Here is a 16,569-nt window from a genome sequence, read left to right as displayed (position 1 = left end):
TGTCTTGTAAAATCCTTTTCTCTTTACCCACATACAGAATGTAACAAACTTAGCTTGTCTTATTAAAGGCTATTACTATTAAGATTTTATTAATTGTTTTAACACTGTCTTCAACATCCGTTAATACATTTGGCCAGGGCATGGATCTTTGCCGGGCACACCGGGACAATCCGACAAAATTCCGGCAGAAATCCATCCATAGCCTTAAATAGATATCAAAAAAAGCCGAGAAATTGTCTTCTCGGCTTTTGCAACATTCATTTTTCACTTGTGAGCAGGTCATCCTTTTATCAATATGGATTCAATTGCCCATTAGGGATGGTCGGCGTCTTTTGATCATTCTTCAATTCATACTGAGAGAAGATACGAATAAAAGCGTTTCAGCTAGATGAAACCATCAAAAAACCTGTGTCCCTAAAAGACACAGGTTTTTGAATTCTTTCTATAACCTATCATTGATTTCCTTTTTTAACCCACTCTGCCACAGAAACTGTACGTTTCGCCTGATGCTTCACTGCTGCTTCCACATCTTCGATCATTTTGCCGTCTTGTCCGACAGTAACGCTTGTGCCGTAAGGGTTGCCTCCAGCTGCGAATAGAACCGGATCTGTGTAGCCTGGTGTTGCGATGATTGCGCCCCAATGCATCATGGATGTGTAAAGGGACAGTAGTGTCGCTTCCTGTCCGCCGTGGGGGTTTTGTGCGGATGTCATGGCACTGACTACTTTATTCACTGTTTTACCGTTTGCCCATAGACCGCCTTGAAGATCAAGGAATTGCTTCATTTGGGATGGCATGTTACCGAAGCGCGTCGGTACGCTGAAGATGATGGCATCTGCCCACTCCAGATCATCAGAAGCTGCCACTGGTACATCTTTTGTTGCTTCGACCTGCGCCTTCCATGCTGGGTTTGCATCGATGACGGACTGTGGCGCAAGCTCTTGTACTTGCAGTAATCTTACTTCTGCTCCTGATTCTTTTGCTGCTTCTTGAGCCCATTTAGCCATTTGATAGTTTGTGCCGCCCATGCTGTAATATATCACTGCCAATTTTACGTTTTCCATTTTTTCATTCTCCTTTGTTTTTCCGAATAATTTATCCAAAAATCCCATTTCGATTTACACTCCTCTTATATAGTTTGCTTTAACTTGTCATTTTATAAGAATCACCCCCATTGATTGCGTCAATAGTTCTGCATGTAATTCTTATGCCGCTTTCTCTGCTTAATCCAGCTCCCTCACTTCAAACGGAAGGACATGATTCTCGATTTTTTCTCTATGCTGTTCATATTGCGGCGGCAGCTTCAAGCCTTCACCCAATGTATCCCCTGATTCATCGATTGCGAATCCTGGCGGGTCCGTTGCAATCTCGAACAGGATCTGACCATGCTCCCGGAAGTAGATGGCATTGAAATAGTTGCGGTCCTGGACAGGTGTCACACCATACCCTAGGCTGGTCACATAGTCGCTCCAATCAAGCTGATCCTGATCATCGCTTGCACGCCATGCGATGTGGTGGACCGTTCCGACACCCATTTGGCTCCTTCCGCTCGTTGTCTGTTTGATATCAATGATATTCCCGATATCACCAGCTGCCTGATAGCGGATATAGTCGCCTTCCTCCCCGACCTTCTCCAGACCCATATGCTCTAAAAGCTGTGCTGTTTCACCAGGTCTTCTGGAATAAAGGATGGCACCGCCGAACCCTTTGATCGCAACATCTGGCGTCACACCGCCAAATGTCCAGGTATTTTTTTCTCCTGCTTCCCTTTCCACGATTTCCAAATGCAGCCCATGAACGTCATCAAACTGTAAATACGTTTCGCCGAAGCGTTCCGTTTTCGTATAAGCAATATCAAATTTTGAGAGTCTGCTTTCCCAGAAAGCCAGTGCTCCTTTTGGGACAACATAAGAAGTGACCCCGACTTGTCCGTCGCCGATTCGGCCTTGGTATGCATTCGGCCATGGGAAGAAGGTGATGATCGTACCTGGTTTTCCTTTTTCATCGCCAAAGTAAAGATGATATGTTCCTGGATCATCGAAGTTCACTGTTTTTTTTACGAGGCGGAGTCCAAGGACACCGGCATAGAAATCGGTATTTTCCTGCGGATGGCCAACAATTGCGGTAATATGATGAATGCCTTGCGTTTGTTTTGTCATTTCATATTCACTCCTTTATTTATAGCTTACAAATTCACTGACAGGCTTGCCTTAAAGGGTCAATCCTTTAGCCTATGGAAAGCTTGTTTTTTCGCTAATACAAGGACTTTCGACCATGTACTGCCTATTTGCTGCATATTTCAATTCCTGCTCCTTATCAGGATCCAATACAACGACGAAATTCGTATGCTGCAGATTGAATGCTGATGGTCCCAGCTTTACTACTCAAAGATCTCATCAAGCTCCTTCTTCAAAATTAAATGATTTGGAAGAAAGCTGCTTGCCGGTCTCCTCTGGTTGATTAACTCGGTAAATTGCACCATCTTTTCCTCATCCCCTCATTTACCTCGAATTCGAGATATATCATTAAAAAAATATCATTTAATTCGAAATCGAGATATTGGGTTAAAAAAATAAGCGGTGCAAGAAGAAGTTTTTATCTCGAATTCGAGATAATTATATATCATGTAAAATGAACCTGTCAACTGGTTCTCCTAATATTTTTTTCACACAAAAAGACCGGTACCCTTGCACCAGCCTTTCCTCCTTTTGATGAGAAGCGACTATTTCCATCCTTAAGAAAGGAGCGCAGCCATTTTCTGTTGTACAAACAAAAACAACAGCCAGCTAGCCACCCCAACCAGCAATGCAAAACCTAAATGGCCCGTTATCCGTAAAGCCGCATACAGACAAACAAGCATTACGATGGTTGCCGGCAGACCTGTCACGACTCCCCAGACAAAGCGGGATAATTGGGGTGCAGTTTGCCCCTGGATGAAAAGCCAGAATACACTAAGCAAGCTCACTAGAGGAAGGGCTGCAATGATTCCTCCATAGGTCGGAAATCTTTTTGCAACTTCGGTAACAACCCCAATAATAACAGCACTAATGAGAATCTTCACGACGAAAAACATTTTCTTGCTCGCTCCTCTAACAGTTGAAATCCAGCTAGTATTACCTCCTGCTCCTCTTTGGAAAGTGACTGCATCACGACAGCCAGTTTCTCTTCATCCAATTCTGTATGCTGCTTCACACTAGTCTCCCCCTGCTTGGTTAGCTGAAGATAGACCTTTCGTTCATCGGCTTCCCTCCGCTGTTTTTTGATGTACCCCTTCTGGATAAGGCGTTTCACATGCTCCGATGCTGTATTATGAGAAACCCCCAAGGTCTCCGCAATCCGGGATACATGCACTTCTTTTTCCAATCTGATTGTCTGAAGAATCCTTACGGCTTGGTGTGTCAATTTATCCTGGTAGGTAAAACGAAGCTGCCGGTAAATATTCATATACATTGCATTTAATTGTTGGACAGACAAAATCATCATCCCTTCTTATATAACGATTATATCGTAATTTAAGATAAAAAATCTATACGAATATGAAATGAGCAACATTATTCAACTTGACTTCCATTCCCTTGGAAATGTTACCCTAGGAATATGAGAAACTTAATAAGCAAGCTAATGTTCGCTCTCGCTGGATTAAGTATGCTGACACTTGGGATTTTGATGAATTACCCATTGATCGGCTTTATCATCACATTTCTGCTTTTTTCTGCAGCTATTATTACAGGCTATGGCAAATCATCAAACAAAGCCGGGATAGATTGACTATCCCGGCTTTGTTTTCTTTTTTATAATCCTGAAAGATGATCCACGGAAGGAAAAAACACGGATGAGAGCGTATATAGATTCAAGGAGGAAAGAATATGGACAGCTTACATATCGGATTTAAAGACAATGGTGTGTCTCCATGACAAAACCATCCTTTTCCCATTCACTTCAGATATTCCCCTGCCCCGATCTGCATGTGACGGCTGATTTTTACGGGAAGCTTGGGTTCCGGGCGACGCCTTACCTCGATAGTACAGAGCCGCATATATGTCTCTATCGGGATAATATCGAGCTGATTCTGACGCAATCCGCACTTCACAGAATTTTCCCGAACCGCTTGCAGTATGGCTATGGCTATGATGCTTATTTCATCACGGAAAAGCAGGCCGCAATGCTGCAGGAATTGGTGGATATGGGTATACCCATCGTGCGTCCCTTGATGGTGACCGACTATGGAAACAAGGAGTTTGTTTTTGAAGATATCGATGGCCGATGGATTGCGGTTGGAAATAAAATGACATAAAAAAGACCGTTTCACTTCAGGAAACGGTCTTTCCTCTGATTTATATATAATCATGCGCGAGTTTTGATACCGTCGCTTGCTTGCTCCGGCTTTATCGTTTTTATCTTCTTTATGAAGTAATAATGCTTAATGAGACCAAGTACAATCAAAATTATCTTCACAATCCATATATCAATATAAAATACCGAAAACAAAATGAATGCATCCGCAATTATGTTGATGCGGATTTTTTCTTTAAGGGTCATGCCTTTCTTTTCTTTGATTGCGAGAACGTATTTTGTATAGAAAGTAGTGCTTTTAAACCAATTGTCAATCCGTTTGGAGCTTTTCGCATAACAAAAAGCAGCTGCCATTAAAAATGGACCGCCAGGCAATACAGGCAAAACAATCCCCGCTATGCCAAAGCCCAAGAAAATAGTCCCAAGCAGGAAGAACAGTGCATTTTTAAGCTTTTTTATGATCATCACCTTACTTTTTATATAACTTGGATCATCTCGAATTATAACAAAAAATCAAGATCGAGAGTAAGCAGTTAGATGGCGATTACAGCAGAATCCCGATAACTTTCAGGAATCTGTCAATATAATGGAAAAGGCTAGAAAAGAAGCGTCCTTACCCCGCAAATTCCAGCTCTATCAAATGCTCCCTTTCGGCAGGATATAGAATGGCCTTCCCCCTGCAGCCTTTAACTAAACTCTTTCACCAGTTACATGCAGCTTTATCTACAAAATTCGACGAAAATGGTAAAATATAACGAAAGACTACAATAAAGGGGACGCGTATGGACAGGAGTTTGTTCGTTTTAGATAGGGATTTGACGGCGTCTATGGAGGATTGGTACCGGTCTATCCGGCTGGGGAAGCGCCAGGAAGCATCGGATATGTATCATGAGTTAACGGGACGAATCGAGGAACTGAAACAGGAGGATACACTCTACATTGTATATTTGCTGCTCTCCTGCAGGTTTCATGTGCTTGTATCCGATTTGGAAAAAAGCAAGGCATATCATTCGGAAGCAAGCGGGTATATGCATGCATTTGTTCCAGCATTATATTATTATCATCATCTTGCAGAAGGGATGCAGCTAAGTGCCGAGAAAGAATATATATGCGCACTGGCGGCTTTTGAAAAGGCAGAGGAGTATCTCTCTTCCATTGATGACGAAGTGGAGCATGGAGATTTCCACTTCCGCAAAGCAATGACCTATCATCATTTGGATATTACATCCCTCGCTGTTTTCCACACAGAATATGCAGTGAAAATCTTTGAAAAATATCCTGCATACCGCTATCTGCTTGCCCGGAGTGAATTGATGCGCGGGCTGAATTTCATCGAGCAAAAGGAATTCACTCAAGCGGAGCATACGTTGAATGATGCGCTGTCACATACCGATTTTGAGCATGAAGGCCACCTAGCCGCGCTGATCCAACATAATATCGGATATCTATATACGGTACAGCAAATGCCTCTGGCAGCTATTCCATATCTGACAGCTGCACGGAAGTACCGGACATATAATGCCTATTTGCAGACTTTATTCCTCCTGGCTGATTCCTATTGGAAAACAGGACAGCAGGATTTGGCAATGGATGCCTATCAGGAAGGATTCCAGCTCAGTATCGATGAGAAGGATGACATATTCAAATGGGAATTTGCCATGCTGCACAAAAAGTATGTCGACCGAGCCAACTTCGAAACAGTATGGATCGAAGGCATCGAGTTATTCCGGAAGAAGGGCGACCATTACAATGTCCGTACCTACGCCAATGAATTGGCAGCTTACTTCACCGAAATCGGACAGGATGATCTGGCCATCTATTATTATAAACTTTCCCTGCAATCCTAACATTTTGATGAGCAGGCCAGAAGTATTGCGATAAGGAGGAGCAAATGTCCCGCCAATCCGTTTCACTGAAGCCCATTTCCCAGGAGCTGCCTTGCACGGACTGCTGCACATTGGCTTTGACAGTCTGCAGCTGAATCGGCTGGAGGTCAAGGTCAACGCCGATAACGTTGCATCCCAGCGATTGGTCAAACATGCCGGCTTCCATCAGGAGGGTATCATCCGCCAAAGACGGAAATGGGAAGGGCAGTTTCAGGATGTACTCCTTTTCAGCTTGCTTCAAAGTGAATGCCGCTCTTCTCCCCGCAGCTGAACCGATCGGACAGCTTGAGCTGCTGCGGCTGTCATTGACGGGGAATATCATTGGCATAAGCATGACGATTGTGATGAGGCTTTCTTCATCTTGGAAGGCGAGCTGTACAAAGATCTGGAAGATCGTACAGTAAGCTTGCTGCCTGGCGATCCATTCACCATTCCCGCCGGTGTCATGCATCGCACTCGTTCCGATCAGCGAACCGTGAATATTTGCTTCGAGAAATTGAATGAAATAACGAGAAGCTAAAAGGGGACATCATATTGGATGTCCCCTTTCTCTTTTTAATCATTTATAAGTGCACTTAATTCTGCTTGGAATACTTTTACCTCATCTTGATTATAGGTGTTCAGCTGTATGGTTACGATACCATTGCCGCGGCGTTTCGGCACAGTTTCGATCACTTCCGCGATGACCCGCAGTTCATCATCGGGGAATACCGGCTTGATGAATTTGACATTGTTCATCCCGGTGCCAGCCACGACTTCCTCTCCGTAGATGTCTTCCTCGACCCACAGCTTGAAGGATGTGCTCATCGTCTGCATACCAGACGCAATCAGATTGCCGAATCGGCCTTCTTTCGCCTTTTCTTCATCAATGTGCATATATTGTGGATCATATACTTTGGCGAAGTCGATGATATCTTGTTTGGATAATTTGATCGATTTTGTCTCATAGCGCTGACCGATTTTGTATTCACTGAATTTCATTCCGGCACCTCTTTCTTATATAATCTCTGATGATCTGCCTGTATTGATAGAAAAAATATGCTGCAGTATATGACAGCTTATCACACAAGCATTATAAGTTGAAATAGTTGATGTTTAAACCATTTTATATTAGGGTATTTAACTATAGGTCAAAAAAGAGCGGTAATACAAGGATGATCCTTGTCGTGGTATTAACCATGACTTGTATTCATTTGAATGGAAAGATGTATATATCCTTTGTGGTGGAAAGGAGGGAATATATCTCCTTTGCTTGCTGATTTATTTAGGATGATATAATTTCACACTAAATAAGATGCTCTTCAAATTAAATTTGAAAAGCTTTTTTGTATTAAATTTTTGACATGCCACATATTTGCTCCGTTTTCTTTCCCCTTGGTTTTCACAAAACTTTATCAGTATGGTTAAAAGGTTTTTGGTGCACAATAACATCACATAAAACAAAAGTGCATCATTTTAAACCATGACTAATTTATCAAATACATCTTCTTGATATGACGGCTTTGCTGGTTCTTCGACAGCTGCTGAGGCAAAAGCAGTACTGTAGAAAACTTCAAAATCCACCTTACCTTTTTGATGATATTTGTTGTCCTTGTATAACCGCATACCATGGAGTTGACAAAAATGAAATTCAATAAGAAAAAGATCAACGTCGTTGACATTAACAAGGCGAAGAAAAGTGTGTTTGCCACAGGTGTGGGAAACGCGATGGAATGGTTTGATTTTGGATTATATTCCTATTTAGCTGTAATCATAAGCCAAAATTTCTTTAGTGCAGTTCAGAATGATGAATTAAAATTGGTGTTTACCTTTGCAACATTTGCGATCGCCTTCCTCATGCGTCCGTTAGGCGGCGTCATATTCGGCAGGATAGGTGACAAATTAGGGAGAAAGGTCGTTTTGACGACCACCATCATTTTAATGGCTTGTTCTACGTTGCTTATCGGTTTACTGCCTACGTATGATCAAATCGGAATATGGGCGCCTATCCTTCTGCTGGTTGCCAGAATCATTCAAGGGTTTTCAACTGGAGGCGAATACGCCGGTGCAATGGTCTACATTGCTGAATCCTCCCCGGATAATAAACGTAACATCCTGGGAAGCGGACTGGAAATCGGTACGCTTACGGGCTATATATTAGCTTCACTGGTCGCCAGCTTGCTCTTCATTACATTGTCCGATGAACAAATGGCTTCATGGGGCTGGAGAATACCGTTTCTACTCGGTTTGCCGCTGGGTCTTGTCGGACTGTATTTAAGAAGGAGCCTGGAGGAGTCACCGATTTTTGAAAATGAACTTTCGGGTGATGACGGCCAGGAGGAAGAAAGCTTCCTTTCCATATTAAAGAACCACAAAAAAGATATTCTTGTTTGTTTCGTAGCAGTGGCGTTCTTTAATGTGACAAACTATATGCTGTTATCCTACATGCCTTCCTACTTGGATGAGGTTGTCGGATTATCCAGCACTGTCGGAACTGTACTGATCACGGTTGTCATGATTATCATGGTCCCGCTGGCTCTGATGTTCGGTAAGCTCAGCGATATGATCGGAAACAAAACGGTGTTCTTGATTGGTCTGGGAGGCTTATCCCTCTTATCTGCACTTGCGTTTTATTTAGTGAACATGAATGGTTTGCTATTTGTTTCATTAGGTATTCTCATTTTGGGTGTGCTGCTTGCCACTTATGAGGGCACAATGCCTGGATCACTGCCAACGATGTTCTATACCGATATCAGGTACCGGACATTGTCTGTAACCTTCAATGTCTCGGTCTCCATATTTGGCGGGACCACTCCACTGGTCTCGACATGGCTCGTCCATCAAACCGGGAATAACCTGGCACCTGGCTGGTACCTGACGATCGTGAGTGTGATCGGATTCCTGGTGATTTTGTTCTTATTCAAGAGCACTTCAGGAAAATCCCTAAAAGGATCTTATCCAACAGTTGCTACGAAGTCCGATTACAAAGAAGCTGTCGAGAACCCAGAAGACGCATTATGGTGGAAAGCTGAACAAGAAGAAGAAAATAAACCTGTGTGATAACAAAAAAACTCAACCTCGTTAAAACGAGGTTGAGTTTTTTTAACGTCCTATATATTTAAAGGAATGAATATGCGTTTGTGATAACTCGATGACTTCCTTGGTGAACTGTTCTTCTGGAATATTAAAATCCTTTGCTATCAACTCGCGCACGAGTCCATAAAACCCGAAGGCTGTATAGACCTTGAAGTAATCCATGTTAACATGCATATCATTTATCGTTTTGAATTCAAATTGTTTTTTATAAATATGGAGAATCGCATTGGGAAAACGAGTATGCATGCCGGGCAGCGTATCCTCATATTCAATTAGCTCAAAAAAGTTTTTATTCTCATAGATATAAGCGATGAGCGAAAAGGATGGAACATCTATCTCTTTGGTAGAGGTTATCCTTCCTGGTTTGTAATTCATGCCGGCGGCGTTCTCCAGTCCCGTAAACATTCTGTCGAGCAGATCTTCTGCCAATTCGATTTTATCTTGATAATGGAAATAAAAAGTACTGCGATTATAAGCTGCCTCTTCGACAATATCTTTTACAGTGACCGCGTGATATCCTTTCTTCTTGATCAACCTGATCAATGCCTCGCGAAAATGCTCTTTTGTCCGATTGCGCCGTCTGGATGTCGAATCTTGTTCATGTTCCATTAAAAAATCCCCCCTTTGTCAGACACTATTGGATTATCTGTCCAATAAGTAGACATTTGCTTTGAAGCTAATGATTGAGATATGTGTCCAAAGTATTACAATTGAATTGTAACCGATTTAATTCCATTATACTGGGGGAAACAAAAATGGGGAAATTAGAAAATAAAGTCGCGCTGATCACAGGGGGAGCATCAGGTATCGGCGCTGCTACAGCTCGTCTTTTCGCAGCAGAAGGCGCTAAGCTCGTGTTAGTCGACTTGAACGAGGAAAAGGGAAAAGCGATGGAGGAAGAGCTGAAAGCACAAGGTGCAGAAGCAATCTTCATCAAAACGAATATTACAAATGAACAAGAAGTATTAGATCTTTTCAAGCAAGCAGTTGATGCTTACAGCAAAGTGGATATCGTATTCAACAACGCCGGCATCGGCCGTGTACATCCTTCACACGAGTTGGATTATACAGAATGGCGCAACACTGTAAACGTGGACTTGGACGGCGTGTTCTTGGTTGCCCGCGAAGCGCTTCGTGTCATGCTTTTGAATGGAAGCGGCAATATCGTCAACACAGCTTCCATGTATGGCTGGGTCGGATCACCTGGTTCTGCGGCATATAATGCTGCCAAAGGCGGCGTCGTGAACCTTACACGTTCTCTTGCACTCGAGTATGCAGACAAAAACATCCGTGTAAATGCACTATGCCCTGGCTTCATCGACACACCGATCATCCCGGAAGATGATAAAGCTGCACTTTCCACGATGACACCGATGAAACGTCTCGGTAAAGCGGAAGAAATGGCGAAAGCTGTTCTGTTCCTAGCTTCTGATGATTCTTCTTACATGACTGGTAACAGCTTGATTGTCGATGGCGGTTATACAGCACAATAATATCTGGGACAAAAGTGTTTCAGCTAAATGAAAACCCGAACCATGACGCGAATCTTGAAATAAAGATACGCGTACGTTCGGGTTTTTGACGTTAATCTATATTAGCTAAGGCAGAACACGGAACCTTCCTTGTCCAACCGGAACAGACCGTGCAGGAGTGCAGTTCCACAAGCAGGCTGAGGACCGAGGGAGCGGTGCTCAGGGGGTATTGGTCGTTTTAAGCACCAGTGATTTAGTTATTCCCTTCTTCATGGAATGCTTCTATTGGGATTTTGACCTGATCCATTCACCAATCGGCAGGAAGAAGAAAACCGGAAACATAAGTGGCTGACTGAAGAAGAGTCATCCTGTCCTGATTCAACTCCAGACATCATCCAGCTTATCCGCATAAAAAGCAATTGCCTTTCGATACTCCATGATATCTCGATCCGAGGTTGTTTCTGCCAGCAGCCGAAGAAGAATACGCATCGCTTTACCATGCTCTTTTTGATTATATTGCACCATAGCGTAGAAAACAGGAAAAACATTATTTTCCGGGAACAGCTTCATTGCCCTGCCCAAAATTTGCTCAGCTTTTTTATAGTTTCCCAATGTCCGATATGTACTTCCTAACCCTAAATAAGCTCCTTCCTCGTGCTTCTTTGGTAATCCCAGGGCAATCCCTCGTTCATAATAAGGCACAGCAGCAGCTTCCTGCCCAAGTACATCAAAGCTCCATGCACACTGGTAGTTCACATCCGCGTCATTTGGATAAGCTGCAGCCAACTTGACCAATCTTTCATTAGCTTCCGTCAGATTCCCTGCTTCTCTTAAACGAATTGCCTCAGACAGCTCTTTCATCATCCAACCGCTCCTTCACTTCTTTTATGTAAATCCTGCTCACCGGCCCCTTGGATCCCTCCCGCATGACAAGAATGGATCTTGGCTCCAACGCTGTCGCGCCTCGCTGTCTGCATTACCGCCATTATATCGGAAAGTCCGCAGTTTAACAGATAACACATAAAATCGGAGCGGCTTTCTGTTATAATAGTACAAGTTTAACCGCTTATTGGGAGGCTGTTTATTTATGTTAATGAAGAACGCCCTTTACCTCCTCTTTCTCGGGCTGCTTTGTATCCTCGCAGGAATAGGTATCATGATTTGGGCTGGCGATAAATTCTATATCGGCGTTGCATCATTGGTGCTCGGCCTTGTTTATGGCTTGGCAGGGACACTGCTATACCGAAAAGCGAAAAAACGCGCAGCAGCAGTTAAAGCTGAATCCAAAGAACAATCATAGCAGCTCTAAGTGAAGTGGTGACACTAAGGGATAAAAGCCATTAAATATGTGCGTCTCAGCAGCTTGTTTGACAGTATTCACTGACTGATCCAAGACCGTCTTGCTTTCCAGCTTGACGGTTTTCTTTATCCCGGAGGAGCATCGATCAGATATGACAATAAACAAGATTTTATAAGATATCCCCAGCAAATCGTGGATAATGGGATTTAGCTTCCTTAGACATTCACCATTATCCACATGTGGATAATGACCATCATACGAGACCGTTGTGTATAAGTGTGTGGATCAAGGGGGAGTGCCGCCTATCAACCAATCCCTTTTTTACTTCTATTTTTAAGATTGTGTCAATTCCTTGACTTGTTAAAGCAAGAAGTTCATCATAAAGTAGCAGGTTAAATTACCTAATAAAATGGGGGTAGAGAACAATGGCAACAATCGAGGGGAAAGTAGCAATCGTAACTGGGGCAGCATCCGGTATTGGTCTTGCCACTGCTGAAGCATATGTGAATAAAGGCGGCAAAGTAGTCCTTGCAGACTATAATGCTGAAGCAGGCCAAAGGGAAACAGAAAGATTGAAAGCCGCTGGCGGCGATGTTTTATTCATTCCATTCAATGCTGCCGACGAAGATTCGATCAAAAGCTTGATCGATCAAACAGTGGCACACTACGGCCAAGTCGATATTCTTGTAAATAATGCTGGTATCGGAGGCATGGGTGCGACTCATGAACTATCCTACGAGGAATACCGCAAAGTGATTGCAGTCAATCAGGATGGTATCTTCCTGGCTTCCAAATTCGCCATTCAGGAAATGCTGAAATCAGGCGGCGGTGTAATCATCAATACCTCTTCTGTACTTGGATTCGTGGCACAGCCTGGCGCATTCTCTTACAATGCCAGCAAAGGTGCAGTCAATACATTGACTAAATCCCTTGCAGTCGAATATGGCGATAAAGGAATCCGTGTAAATGCTATCAATCCAGGCTTTGTCGAATCCGGCATGGTGAACAAAGAAGCTCTTGGCGACTTCTACGATGGACTCGTTGCAAAACACCCAATCGGCCGTCTTGGTAAAGCGAGCGAAATTGCACACGCTATCGTATTCTTGACTGAAAACGACTTCGTAACTGGCGAAACGCTTGTAGTGGATGGCGGATACTTGGCTCAATAAATCGGAAAAAAGCCTGCAATGCGTTTGCAGGCTTTTTAATTTGAAATATTTTACTTGCTGAAGAACTGGTGGGCATATGTATTCCGCACGGACATGACCATCCCCAATAGAATCATATTAGAGAATAGAGAGCTGCCTCCATATGTCAAGAAAGGGAGGGATATGCCTTTTACCGGCAGCATTCCTTCCACCATCCCGATATTCTGTACGATCTGGATTGTCAGGCTTAATGCCAAACCTGCACATATAAAGGTTCCGAAGGTATCCTTCGTCTTCGACCCTATCTCCATGATCCTCCCTATCAAAAGGAAGAAGAGCAGAATGACTGCCGATCCGGTAAGAAACCCACCTTCCTCCGCAATGGATGCAAAGATGAAATCAGTATGCTTCTCCGGTACATACACGTTTCCTCCTTCTATCCCTTTCCCCGTCAAACCACCTGTTCCGACTGCCAAGACAGATCTTGAGCTTTGAAAAGCTTGGTTGCGGTTATCACTCGGATCCAGCCAGCCAATGATCCGTTCCTGCTGATGGGGCTTCAGCTTCGGTATGACATCCTCGTAAATTATCTCTGGTTTAAAGAGAAATAAACAAACGATCATACCGACGAGCAGCATTGGTACCAAGATGCCTATACCCACTACAACCTTATTCAGTTTTATCATCCCGAGCATCGCTGCTATGGCAAATATATAAAGCATCACCATACCAGTATCAGGCTGCTGGTAAACCAGCAAGCTAGGCGGAATGGCAATTAGTAATATCTTGCCCAAAAGCAGTAAATCTTCCTTCATTTCGTGGTTGGGATGTTTTTCCTTATGATCATATATCAATTTAGCTGTCAACAAAATCAATGCGATCCGGAAAAATTCCGATGGCTGGACAGAGCCCACAAGCGGAATGCTGAACCACCTTTTGGCACCTAATATATCAGGGGCTATCGACTCTGGAGCGATAGTCAGGAAAAGTAGAGACAGCACCGAAACAATATAGAATGGCCAAGCCAGTAATCGAAGCTGATTCAAATCCAATAGCCTGAACAATAATAATAGGGCAAAGCCTATCAAATAGTTGATGGATTGCCTCAGCGCAAAGTTCTGACTGCCAAATTGACCTCCGGATTGCGTGCTGTAAATGAATAAAATACTGATTCCGCACAGCAAACATACGATGGTAAGGATTACCTTATCGATTTCGCCTAAGCGCAATCTCTTTAAAAACATATTTAACGCCTTCTTTCCGCCAGGGAAATGCTATATTGCTTTGAATGCCTTGATATCTGTAAAATAATGCCCATCGTAAACAGATTCACTATCAAAGAGGAACCACCATAGCTTATAAAGGGTAATGGGATCCCTGTTATGGGCAAAAGACCGGAAACCGCACCCAAGTTGAAAACTACCTGTACCATTATCTGAAATAAAAATCCGATAGTAAGCAGGGTCCCAAAAGAATCCTCCGCCCGCAAAGCTATGTATACCCCTTTTATTAAAAGACTGAAATATAGGAAGAACACCGCTGCCAATCCAAATGTCCCCAGCTCTTCCAGAATCACCGCCATGATGAAGTCTGTATGGGCTTCAGGAAGAAATCCTAGCTTTTGCACGCCTCCCCCTATTCCTTTCCCAAACACTCCTCCTGAGGCAATGGCTTCATATCCATTGATCAGCTGATAGCCTTTTCCATCAGCATCACTGAATGGGTCCCGGAAGGATAAGACACGTGCCAACCGGTAAGGTGCAGATACCGCTAAATAAATGACAGCGCCAATACCGACCATAGCTATTGCGAGCAGATGACGCAGTTTGATGCCGGCACAAAGCAGGATAAAGAAACAGGGAATCGCGATGGAAGTAGCAGTCCCCAAGTCCGGCTGCATGAGTATGAGCACGAATACCGTACCTAGCAGCAAGAGCGGGGGGAGAACTTCCTCTTTAAAACTAGTAAGCAATTTTTGTTTTTTTCCGTACACAGATGCAAAATAAACGACCATCGTAAACTTAACGAATTCAGCTGGCTGCAGGGTGACAGGACCTAACTCCAGCCAACGCTGGGAATTATTCCTCGATTCTCCAAACCAAGGTGTGAGGACGAGGATCAAAACCAGTATGGATCCTATGACCAGAAGCGGATTCCATTGACGGTATAGCTTGTAAGGTAAGAAAAAACCGACAGACATAGCAAACAGGCCAATCAAAAAAGATATCCACTGCCGATGGAAAAAATAGGTTGATACGTCATATTTAACAGAACTCAACGGATAACTGGCACTATATACCATGATCAAGCCGAATAAACAGATACATATGATGAAAAACAGTAATGTTTTATCTACCTCTTTGATCTTAGATAACACATAAAGCATCTCCAATTTAAAACATTGGCCAGAAGATCACCGGCTTCCGTAATCATACAGATTGCGTTGACACTTTGTCAACACAATCTGTATGCACTGGCCATTATATTGACAAAACTTCAACATTTCTATATCGTAGGCAAGTAGAAAACAAAGCCGGATAAATAATGGAGAGGAATTTTAAAAATGGATTTTTGGATCATGCTAGGGAAATATATCGTGTTAGGCATCATACAAGGAATATCTGAACCGATTCCCATCAGTTCAAGCGGACATTTAATCATCGCGCAGCGTCTGCTTGGTTTGGGTGTCGAAGACTTAAGCTTCGAAGTGGTGGTCAACACTGCTTCTCTTATAGCTGTGATACTTGTATATAAATCAGAAATCACCAGGTTGGCTGTTTCCTCCTATGAATACCTTTGGAAACGGGAAGATTCACAGAAGGATGACTTCAAACTCGTCCTCTATCTCATTATCGGAACGATACCAGCTGCTGTTCTGGGATTCCTTCTTAATGACTTTATCGGGGAAAATCTAAAAAGCACCTTCACCGTGGGCGTTGCACTTCTGCTGACTGCCATATCTTTGTTCTTCATCAGGAATATGAAAGGAACGAAGAATATGCACAAAATGGGGTGGAAAGAAGCTTTATTGATAGGAATCGGGCAATCCATTGCGCTCATCCCCGGTATCAGCCGCTCTGGAGCAACCGTCGTGACTGCCATGCTGACAGGATTGAATCGGGATACCGCTCTGATGTTCTCCTTTTTGCTTTATATTCCCGTAAGTTTAGGAGCCAGCATCCTGGAGATTCCCGACTTATTCAGCCAAAATTTCACTTCTGAGAACTTGATCGCTTATGGCGCGGCATTTGCTGCCTCACTTGTATGCTCCTATTTCGCGCTGAAATGGTTCATTGATATCATGAAGAAGGGCAAGTTGATTTATTTCTCCATCTATTGCCTATTCTTAGCGATCATCACACTGTTCATCTTATAAAAACGACACCCCGTCCAAG

Annotated in this window: 19 protein-coding genes; 9 read left to right on the top strand and 10 right to left on the bottom strand. The window is 43.3% G+C overall.

From position 1 onward, the window contains the following. Positions 1–452: 452 nt before the first annotated feature. The 4 genes from wrbA to MHI54_RS09815 form a co-directional block, all read right to left on the bottom strand. Positions 453–1,064 carry an NAD(P)H:quinone oxidoreductase gene (gene wrbA / locus MHI54_RS09830; protein ID WP_095217095.1) on the bottom strand — a complete coding sequence of 204 codons (612 nt, stop codon included), beginning with the start codon at positions 1,062–1,064 and terminating at the stop codon, positions 453–455. Between the two features lie 159 nt (positions 1,065–1,223). Continuing rightward, a complete protein-coding gene (locus MHI54_RS09825; RefSeq protein ID WP_340081383.1) occupies positions 1,224–2,159 on the bottom strand; it encodes a ring-cleaving dioxygenase in 936 nt (311 codons plus the stop codon). A gap of 575 nt (positions 2,160–2,734) precedes the next feature. Continuing rightward, complete coding sequence (locus MHI54_RS09820; RefSeq protein WP_095217071.1) at positions 2,735–3,073, bottom strand: DUF3147 family protein; 339 nt, start codon at positions 3,071–3,073, stop codon at positions 2,735–2,737. Beyond that, a complete protein-coding gene (locus MHI54_RS09815; protein ID WP_233135158.1) occupies positions 3,058–3,474 on the bottom strand; it encodes a MarR family transcriptional regulator in 417 nt (138 codons plus the stop codon). The genes MHI54_RS09820 and MHI54_RS09815 overlap by 16 nt, the downstream gene beginning before the upstream one ends. A gap of 436 nt (positions 3,475–3,910) precedes the next feature. Here MHI54_RS09815 and MHI54_RS09810 point away from each other — a divergent pair, with 436 nt between their 5' ends. Next, the gene (locus MHI54_RS09810; RefSeq protein WP_340081381.1) at positions 3,911–4,294 is read left to right on the top strand and encodes a VOC family protein; all 384 of its coding nucleotides are present in this window, start codon (positions 3,911–3,913) and stop codon (positions 4,292–4,294) included. 50 nt (positions 4,295–4,344) lie between these two features. Here MHI54_RS09810 and MHI54_RS09805 read toward each other — a convergent pair whose 3' ends face one another. Further along, complete coding sequence (locus tag MHI54_RS09805) at positions 4,345–4,758, bottom strand: YbaN family protein (protein ID WP_095217068.1); 414 nt, start codon at positions 4,756–4,758, stop codon at positions 4,345–4,347. 317 nt (positions 4,759–5,075) lie between these two features. Here MHI54_RS09805 and MHI54_RS09800 point away from each other — a divergent pair, with 317 nt between their 5' ends. The 3 genes from MHI54_RS09800 (at position 5,076) to MHI54_RS09790 (ending at position 6,699) form a co-directional block, all read left to right on the top strand. Then, on the top strand, positions 5,076–6,140 hold the full coding sequence (locus MHI54_RS09800) for a hypothetical protein (protein WP_340081380.1): 1,065 nt from the start codon (positions 5,076–5,078) through the stop codon (positions 6,138–6,140). Positions 6,141–6,231: 91 nt separating this feature from the next. Further along, positions 6,232–6,450 (top strand): GNAT family protein, encoded by a 219-nt coding sequence (locus tag MHI54_RS09795; protein ID WP_158221584.1) that lies wholly within the window; start codon positions 6,232–6,234, stop codon positions 6,448–6,450. Positions 6,451–6,540: 90 nt separating this feature from the next. After that, positions 6,541–6,699, top strand: a complete 159-nt coding sequence (locus MHI54_RS09790; protein WP_340081379.1) for a hypothetical protein — start codon at positions 6,541–6,543, stop codon at positions 6,697–6,699. A gap of 35 nt (positions 6,700–6,734) precedes the next feature. On the opposite strand, the gene MHI54_RS09785 is transcribed toward MHI54_RS09790, so the two are convergent. Next, the gene (locus tag MHI54_RS09785) at positions 6,735–7,160 is read right to left on the bottom strand and encodes a MaoC family dehydratase (protein ID WP_340081378.1); all 426 of its coding nucleotides are present in this window, start codon (positions 7,158–7,160) and stop codon (positions 6,735–6,737) included. 642 nt (positions 7,161–7,802) lie between these two features. On the opposite strand from MHI54_RS09785, the gene MHI54_RS09780 reads away from it, so the two are divergent. Then, positions 7,803–9,218, top strand: coding sequence for an MFS transporter (locus MHI54_RS09780; protein ID WP_095217063.1), 1,416 nt, complete (start codon positions 7,803–7,805; stop codon positions 9,216–9,218). A 42-nt stretch (positions 9,219–9,260) separates the two neighbouring features. Here the strand turns inward: MHI54_RS09780 and MHI54_RS09775 are convergent, their stop codons facing one another. Beyond that, entirely contained in the window at positions 9,261–9,863 is a 603-nt protein-coding gene (locus tag MHI54_RS09775) for a TetR/AcrR family transcriptional regulator (protein ID WP_340081377.1), read from the bottom strand. A 146-nt stretch (positions 9,864–10,009) separates the two neighbouring features. Between MHI54_RS09775 and MHI54_RS09770 the strand changes: the two genes are divergently transcribed. Beyond that, on the top strand, positions 10,010–10,747 hold the full coding sequence (locus MHI54_RS09770; RefSeq protein ID WP_095217061.1) for an SDR family NAD(P)-dependent oxidoreductase: 738 nt from the start codon (positions 10,010–10,012) through the stop codon (positions 10,745–10,747). A 357-nt stretch (positions 10,748–11,104) separates the two neighbouring features. On the opposite strand, the gene MHI54_RS09765 is transcribed toward MHI54_RS09770, so the two are convergent. Further along, the gene (locus MHI54_RS09765; protein ID WP_340081376.1) at positions 11,105–11,590 is read right to left on the bottom strand and encodes a tetratricopeptide repeat protein; all 486 of its coding nucleotides are present in this window, start codon (positions 11,588–11,590) and stop codon (positions 11,105–11,107) included. A gap of 223 nt (positions 11,591–11,813) precedes the next feature. Between MHI54_RS09765 and MHI54_RS09760 the strand changes: the two genes are divergently transcribed. After that, a complete protein-coding gene (locus MHI54_RS09760; RefSeq protein WP_095217059.1) occupies positions 11,814–12,026 on the top strand; it encodes a hypothetical protein in 213 nt (70 codons plus the stop codon). Between the two features lie 425 nt (positions 12,027–12,451). Beyond that, positions 12,452–13,195: an SDR family NAD(P)-dependent oxidoreductase gene (locus tag MHI54_RS09755; RefSeq protein WP_340081374.1), complete on the top strand. Its 744-nt coding sequence runs from the start codon at positions 12,452–12,454 to the stop codon at positions 13,193–13,195. A gap of 50 nt (positions 13,196–13,245) precedes the next feature. Here the strand turns inward: MHI54_RS09755 and MHI54_RS09750 are convergent, their stop codons facing one another. Continuing rightward, positions 13,246–14,418, bottom strand: coding sequence for an FtsW/RodA/SpoVE family cell cycle protein (locus MHI54_RS09750; RefSeq protein WP_340081373.1), 1,173 nt, complete (start codon positions 14,416–14,418; stop codon positions 13,246–13,248). Positions 14,419–14,420: 2 nt separating this feature from the next. Next, entirely contained in the window at positions 14,421–15,560 is a 1,140-nt protein-coding gene (gene ftsW, locus MHI54_RS09745; protein WP_340081372.1) for a putative lipid II flippase FtsW, read from the bottom strand. A gap of 177 nt (positions 15,561–15,737) precedes the next feature. On the opposite strand from ftsW, the gene MHI54_RS09740 reads away from it, so the two are divergent. Next, the gene (locus MHI54_RS09740) at positions 15,738–16,550 is read left to right on the top strand and encodes a TSUP family transporter (RefSeq protein WP_340081371.1); all 813 of its coding nucleotides are present in this window, start codon (positions 15,738–15,740) and stop codon (positions 16,548–16,550) included. Positions 16,551–16,569 lie beyond the last annotated feature (19 nt).

The sequence above is a fragment of the Terribacillus sp. FSL K6-0262 genome (assembly GCF_037977385.1).
Taxonomy (GTDB): domain Bacteria; phylum Bacillota; class Bacilli; order Bacillales; family Amphibacillaceae; genus Terribacillus.
The sequence above is the reverse complement of the archived record's forward strand: the minus strand, read 5'-3'. Positions and strand labels throughout refer to the sequence as shown.